6 protein-coding genes are annotated in these 5,449 nt (G+C 64.8%); 3 read left to right on the top strand and 3 right to left on the bottom strand.

Annotated elements, in window-relative coordinates; all coding sequences use genetic code 11:
- The coding region (locus EN781_RS24630; protein ID WP_127400406.1) for an ATP-dependent Clp protease adaptor ClpS at nucleotides 1–1,511 on the bottom strand (1,511 nt) is incomplete at its 3' end.
- A 189-nt stretch (nucleotides 1,512–1,700) separates the two neighbouring features.
- The gene (locus tag EN781_RS24625; RefSeq protein ID WP_126057155.1) at nucleotides 1,701–2,060 is read right to left on the bottom strand and encodes a VOC family protein; all 360 of its coding nucleotides are present in this window, start codon (nucleotides 2,058–2,060) and stop codon (nucleotides 1,701–1,703) included.
- Nucleotides 2,061–2,293: 233 nt separating this feature from the next.
- Between EN781_RS24625 and EN781_RS24620 the strand changes: the two genes are divergently transcribed.
- From EN781_RS24620 to EN781_RS24610, 3 genes are read left to right on the top strand one after another with little or no spacing between them, the layout of a single operon-like run.
- On the top strand, nucleotides 2,294–3,016 hold the full coding sequence (locus EN781_RS24620; RefSeq protein ID WP_126057154.1) for an NUDIX domain-containing protein: 723 nt from the start codon (nucleotides 2,294–2,296) through the stop codon (nucleotides 3,014–3,016).
- Between the two features lie 21 nt (nucleotides 3,017–3,037).
- A complete protein-coding gene (locus tag EN781_RS24615) occupies nucleotides 3,038–4,021 on the top strand; it encodes an SPFH domain-containing protein (protein ID WP_126057153.1) in 984 nt (327 codons plus the stop codon).
- 11 nt (nucleotides 4,022–4,032) lie between these two features.
- Nucleotides 4,033–4,929, top strand: a complete 897-nt coding sequence (locus tag EN781_RS24610) for an NAD(+)/NADH kinase (RefSeq protein ID WP_126057152.1) — start codon at nucleotides 4,033–4,035, stop codon at nucleotides 4,927–4,929.
- Between the two features lie 164 nt (nucleotides 4,930–5,093).
- On the opposite strand, the gene EN781_RS24605 is transcribed toward EN781_RS24610, so the two are convergent.
- Nucleotides 5,094–5,449, bottom strand: a 356-nt coding sequence (locus tag EN781_RS24605; protein ID WP_189347807.1) for a nuclear transport factor 2 family protein, incomplete at its 5' end; no start/stop codon positions are given.

The raw sequence follows: 5,449 nt of genomic DNA, 5'->3' as shown, positions 1-5,449 counted from the left end.
GTACGGCGCATGAGCTCCTTGATGAACGCCGCGCTGACCCCCTTCGTCCGCGCCACAGCTTCGCTCACGATCTTATCGGAAAGTTTCAGCCCGCCGCCATAGAGGCGCACCAGCTTCTCCCGGCAGTCGTCGTCCGGCAGCGGCACCTCGATGGCTTGGTCGATACGTCCCGGCCGCCCGGTGAGAGCGCCTTCAAGTTGCTCGGGCCGGTTGGTGGTCAGGATGAACAGGATGTCGGCATTGTCCTTCAAACCGTCCATCTCGTTGAGCAGGGTGTTGAGGAGCGCTTCCTCGCATGGACCTCCCATGCTCTCGCGGTCGCGGGCAATCAGGTCCACGTCCTCGATCACGACCGTAGCCGGCTGTAGCAGGCGCGCCAGGGTCATGTATTGCGACAACAGGCCCATCTGGTCGGCCGTTATGATCAGTGTCGTGTGGCCAGGGAGATTGGCGGCGAGGTGACGTATGGTGTGCGTCTTGCCGGTGCCCGGCGGGCCGTAAAGCAAGATGCCCTTGCGCGTCGATTGCCCAAGCCGTCGCAGCGCCTCCCGGCTCTCGATGAACCGGATCACGTTGCGGTCGAGAAGCTTCAAAGTCCGTTCCGGCAGGATGATCGCGTCGCGCTGCACCTGCGGCAAGCGATGGACCATCACTCCCTTGGAGCGGCCGCGATAGTCACCTTCCGACTCGAGCGAGAGAACCTTGCCGCGGTAGGATCGCGCAGCATTGATCGCGGCCTCCAGTTGGGAGAAGCAACGGTCCACAAGGGCAACGCCATCCTCGCCGGCCGGCACCGCGATCTCGACGCAGGTTCCGGCCTCGTGACCATACTCACGGTGAAAGGACAGCACGACCGCGTAGTGCAGGTCTCCATCCCGATTGAGCCACAAGCCATTGTTGAGGCACTTGATCGGATCGCTCTCGCCGATATCGACGTCCTGGTACTGCGCTGCCGAGATGGTGACGGCGAACTGACCTTCCTTCGTCAACGCGGCAAAGGTCAGCGTCTCGTAGCGATGTTGCTCGTAGAGACCGAAGAAGCGAACCGGCGAGGCCGAGAACAGCTTGTCGAGCGCCACCTGCACGTCGGCGCGCATGTGGCCGGGAAACTGGCGGGAGGTCGCGATGATCTCGTCATGCGCCAGTCCGTCGAAATGCCAGGCGATCGCTTCATGGGCATACTTGAACTTTTTGTTGCGCGGAGCCTGTGCGGCATGGCCGGCCGTGGCCGCGCCTTCAGTTTCGCCGGGAGCGGCGGTGATGCGAAGCGGGTGACCGGCAGCCTTGATGCGCTGCTGCGCGGTGTCCAGCATCGCCTTCGCCACCGCGAAAGGGTAGCTGCCGCACACTGCCTTTCCCTGCTGCGCCACCGTCGCGGTCAAGGCCTCGGCCTCTGCCTCCGATCGATCGAAGACCGAGCGAACGAGATTGACGACAAACTCCCATGGGGTCTGATCGTCATTGTGAATGACAAGCTGCAGATCGATTGTCTCGGCGGGCGTATCGCGCAAGGTAACGGCTCGCTTCCCAGCTTGCTGCAGATCAACACTATATGCGTCAGGTTGCACGAATTGTTAACAACTTAAAGAGGACCGCTAAGAGCAACTGCCTGCCGCTGGGGATGTCGTCAGGCGGAGCGCTTAGCATTTGTATTCTGAGTTCGGGATGTTGCGCGCAGAGCAGGCGGTCAGCGGCATTGATTACTTGAATTCAAACAGTTCAATCAGGTTGCCCGATGGGTCTTTCAGAAGCCTGGCTCGACCGGCTCCCGCCTCGCTGATTTCGCCCCTGAATTCGGCCCCATCGGCATCCAACCGGCTGATGAGCCCATCCAAGTCCTTCGTGACAATCATGAACCGGTTCCAGCCGCCAGGCTCCGGATTGCCGCCGGCAGTGCCTCCGCTGCCCGCTCCCGGGGCGCTCAAATAGAGCGTCAGGTCATCACGAACAAGCGCTGCGAACTTGCCGGGATTGTGCATGTTCACCGAGAACTCGAGTCTGTCGCGATAGAACTCGACCGATCTATCCACGTCCGTCACGATGTACCGGATGGAGGCCATTGCGCGAGCTCCGTCTTGACCGCACAGCTTTACTTGCAAACGCGCGGATCTGCGTGGCGTTCCAACAGCACCCCGAACAGCCTGACATCGAGTTAACGGCGATCAGCGCACAAGACAGGGGCATGGACGATCTGCGCTCACCTTTCTTGACCGTCTCTCGAACTCCTGCGTGTCAGTTGACATATATTCAAGATAGATATATGTAACTTGCGTAATAGGCATGAGACACGTTGATGACCGAGACCGATTTCCTCAAGGATTACGACCCCAACGCATTCCAGCGGCCGTCGGTGGCGGTCGACCTCGTCCTGCTGGGGCTGCGCGACGGCCGTCCCACGGTCCTGCTGCTCAAACGCGACCAGCATCCGCATGCGGGCCGCTGGGCGTTGCCGGGCAGCTTTGTCGGCATTGACGAGTCCCTCGATGCCGCTGCCGCGCGGGTGCTGCGCGACAAGACCGCAATTGAGGGTGCTCGCCTCGAACAGCTCTACACCTTCGGCGCGGTCGATCGTGACCCGCGCATGCGCATCATCAGCGTTGCCTATCTCGTTCTGCTGACCGAGACGGCCTTCGACGCGGCCGCGCGGGCGATGCCAACTTTGCTGCCCGCCGCGATCCATGTGCCCTGGGCCGGCGAGGCCGGCGGTCCGGTCAACGTGCTGTCGCCGGACAACGAAAAGCTCACGCTCGCCTTCGACCACGCCGACATCCTGGCGATGGCGATGCTCAGGCTGCGCGGCAAGCTCGATTATTCCGACGTCGCCTTCGCGCTGCTGCCGGAACTGTTCACGCTGCGGCAGCTCCAGGATGTGCACGAGGCAATTCTGGGTACCGCGCTCAACAAGCCGGCCTTTCGCCGGCGGCTGCTCGACAAGGGCTGGTTGGCGGCGACCGGCGCCTATGAGGCGGGCACCGCCTACCGACCGGCAGAACTTTACCGTTTCCAGCGTCCGTAACCGATTGAGGGAGAGACTACCATGGCCACCATCCGCAACTTCGGCTTCATCGCCCAGCTCCGCAGCGAGGCAAGCAGCCACGTCATCCGCTATCGCGATGGTCGCGTGAAGCAGAGCGGCCGCGGCCTGGTGTTCTGGTTCGCGCCGGAAACCGCCAGCATTGCCGAAGTGCCGATGGACGACCGCGAGATGACACTGTTCGTCAAGGGCCGCAGCCAGGATTTCCAGACCGTGGCCGTGCAGGGCACGATCGGCTGGCATGTCGTTGATCCCGGGCGGCTGGCGGAGCGCGTCGATTTCAGCATCAATCTGAGGACCGGCAAGCCGCAGGGCGAGCCGATCGAGAAGATACAGGCGCGCATCGCCGGCATCGCCAACCAGGCGGTGCAGCAATATCTCGGACAGGCGCCGGTCCGCGCGCTTCTCGACGCCGGCCCCGCCCCGTTGCGCGAGCGGCTGCAGGCGGTTGTCGCCGCCGACCCGGCGCTGATCGACATCGGCGTCGCCGCGGTCACCGTGCGGCTCACCAACCTCACCCCGACGAGCGAGCTCGAGCGGGCCTTGCAGACACCGACCTTCGAGGCCCTGCAGCAGAAGGCCGACGAGGCGACCTTCGAGCGTCGGGCGCTCGCCGTCGAAAAGGAGCGTGCCATCGCCGAAAATGAAATGGCGACCAGGACGGAACTGGCCCGGCGCGAGAAGCTGTTGATCGCCGAGGAGGCCGAAAACGTCCGCAACCGCGCCACCGGCGCGGCGGAGGCGCAGCAGGTCGAGGCGGCCGCCGAGGCGGAGCGCATCCGCACCGTCGAGGGCGCCAAGGCCGAGGCCGAACGGCAGCGCATCGCCATCTACCGCGACCTGCCGCCCGCGATCCTGCTCGGCCTCGCCGCCCAGCAGCTCGCCGGCAAGCTGGAGAAGATCGAGCACGTCAACGTGACGCCGGACCTGCTCGCCACCGTGCTCGGCGAATTCCGCAAGAGCCCGGCGGTGATCGAGGCCCGCTGAGGGGGCGAACCATGGCGGCGAACCGACCCCGCGCGGTCTTCGTGACGCGAGAGACCGACTACGAGCTTCTGGTCGCGCGCCACGCGACGCGCGACCAGGCACGCTTCTTCCTGCAGACGCGCGGCCAGCGTCTCGAGGATGTCGAGGTCCGGCACGACAACTTCCATGCCGTGCTGGGCGCGGCACGGGCCTCGGTGCCGGCGGATTGGCGCCAGACCTTGGTCAAGCGCGCCCACCTCGACCGTTTCCTGTTCGCGGCCGACGACGTTGTCGTGCCGGTGGGACAGGATGGGCTGGTCGCCAATGTCGCCAAGTACCTCGACGGCCAGCCCGTGCTCGGCGTCAATCCGGCGCCGGATCTCTATGACGGTGTGCTGGTGCGCATCGGCGTCGGCCGGCTGGGCAAGCTGCTCGCCGCCAGCATAGCCGGCAATGTCGGCATCGAAGCGCGAACCATGGTTCAGGCCGAGCTCGACGGAGGCGAAACGCTCCTCGCGCTCAACGAGATCTTCGTAGGCCACCGTAGCCACCAGTCGGCCCGTTACCGGATCGAGGCCGGGGGCGAGGCGGAAAACCATTCCTCCAGCGGCCTCATCGTCGCCTCCGGCACCGGCGCGACAGGCTGGGCGCGCTCGATCATGGAAGCGACGCATCTCGACCTGTCGCTCGGCCGCGAAGAGCACGCGGTGGGCTTCTGGGTGCGCGAGCCGTTTCCGAGCGTCGCCACGACCACCAATTTGCGTGCCGGCAAGATCACCGAGAACCCGCTTCTGATCACATCGCGGATGAACGACGGCGGCGTCATCTTCGCCGACGGCATCGAGCAGGATTTCATCGCCTTCGACTGGGGCAGGCAGGTCCAGCTGCAGCCGGCATCGCGGGCGCTACGGCTGGTCGTCGATCAGTGACCGACGGGTGTCGGCGCGAGGTGGATGCCGCCGCGTCGGAGCCAGCCAGTTCGACGGGACGGCCTAGGGGCCGCCCCGCCTGCGTTGCCTTCCCGGTACGGCCTAGTGGCCCGATCCGGCATGCCCACCGACCTGTTCGGGCAGTGATGGCGCCTCGCTTCCGTTCAGTCGATCAGACGGATATCCGCATCCGCCAGGCAGTAGGGCGCGTAGCGGAAATCGCGGATAGCCGCGACCTCTTCGCCGCGCCACTCGACCAGCATGAAGCCGCGGACCGCGCCGTCCGGAGTCCGCGGATCGCGGATCAGGATCGCCGGCCGGCCGTCGACAAAACCGAGCGAGAGCACCCAATCGCTGACGCGGTCGTAATTGCCGAAATAGGTCGAGGCTTGCTTCTTGCCTCTGAGACGCGTGCGGTTGACGACTTCGAGCTGGATATCCTCGGCGATCAGCGCCCTGACGGCGTCGAAGTCGCGCGCGTTGAACAGGTCGACGTAGTGGCGCAGTCGCCGCTCGTCGT

The sequence above is a fragment of the Mesorhizobium sp. M4A.F.Ca.ET.090.04.2.1 genome (genome assembly GCF_003999085.1).
Lineage (GTDB): Bacteria > Pseudomonadota > Alphaproteobacteria > Rhizobiales > Rhizobiaceae > Mesorhizobium.
This window is presented reverse-complemented; position numbering and strand designations above follow the sequence as displayed.

Excerpts from the sequence above, each read along its gene's own strand:
- EN781_RS24615 (WP_126057153.1), top strand. The coding sequence starts at position 3,038 with ATGGCCACCATCCGCAACTTCGGCTTCATCGCCCAGCTCCGCAGCGAG.
- EN781_RS24620 (WP_126057154.1), top strand. The coding sequence starts at position 2,294 with ATGACCGAGACCGATTTCCTCAAGGATTACGACCCCAACGCATTCCAG.
- EN781_RS24610 (WP_126057152.1), top strand. The coding sequence starts at position 4,033 with ATGGCGGCGAACCGACCCCGCGCGGTCTTCGTGACGCGAGAGACCGAC.
- EN781_RS24625 (WP_126057155.1), bottom strand. The coding sequence starts at position 2,060 with ATGGCCTCCATCCGGTACATCGTGACGGACGTGGATAGATCGGTCGAG.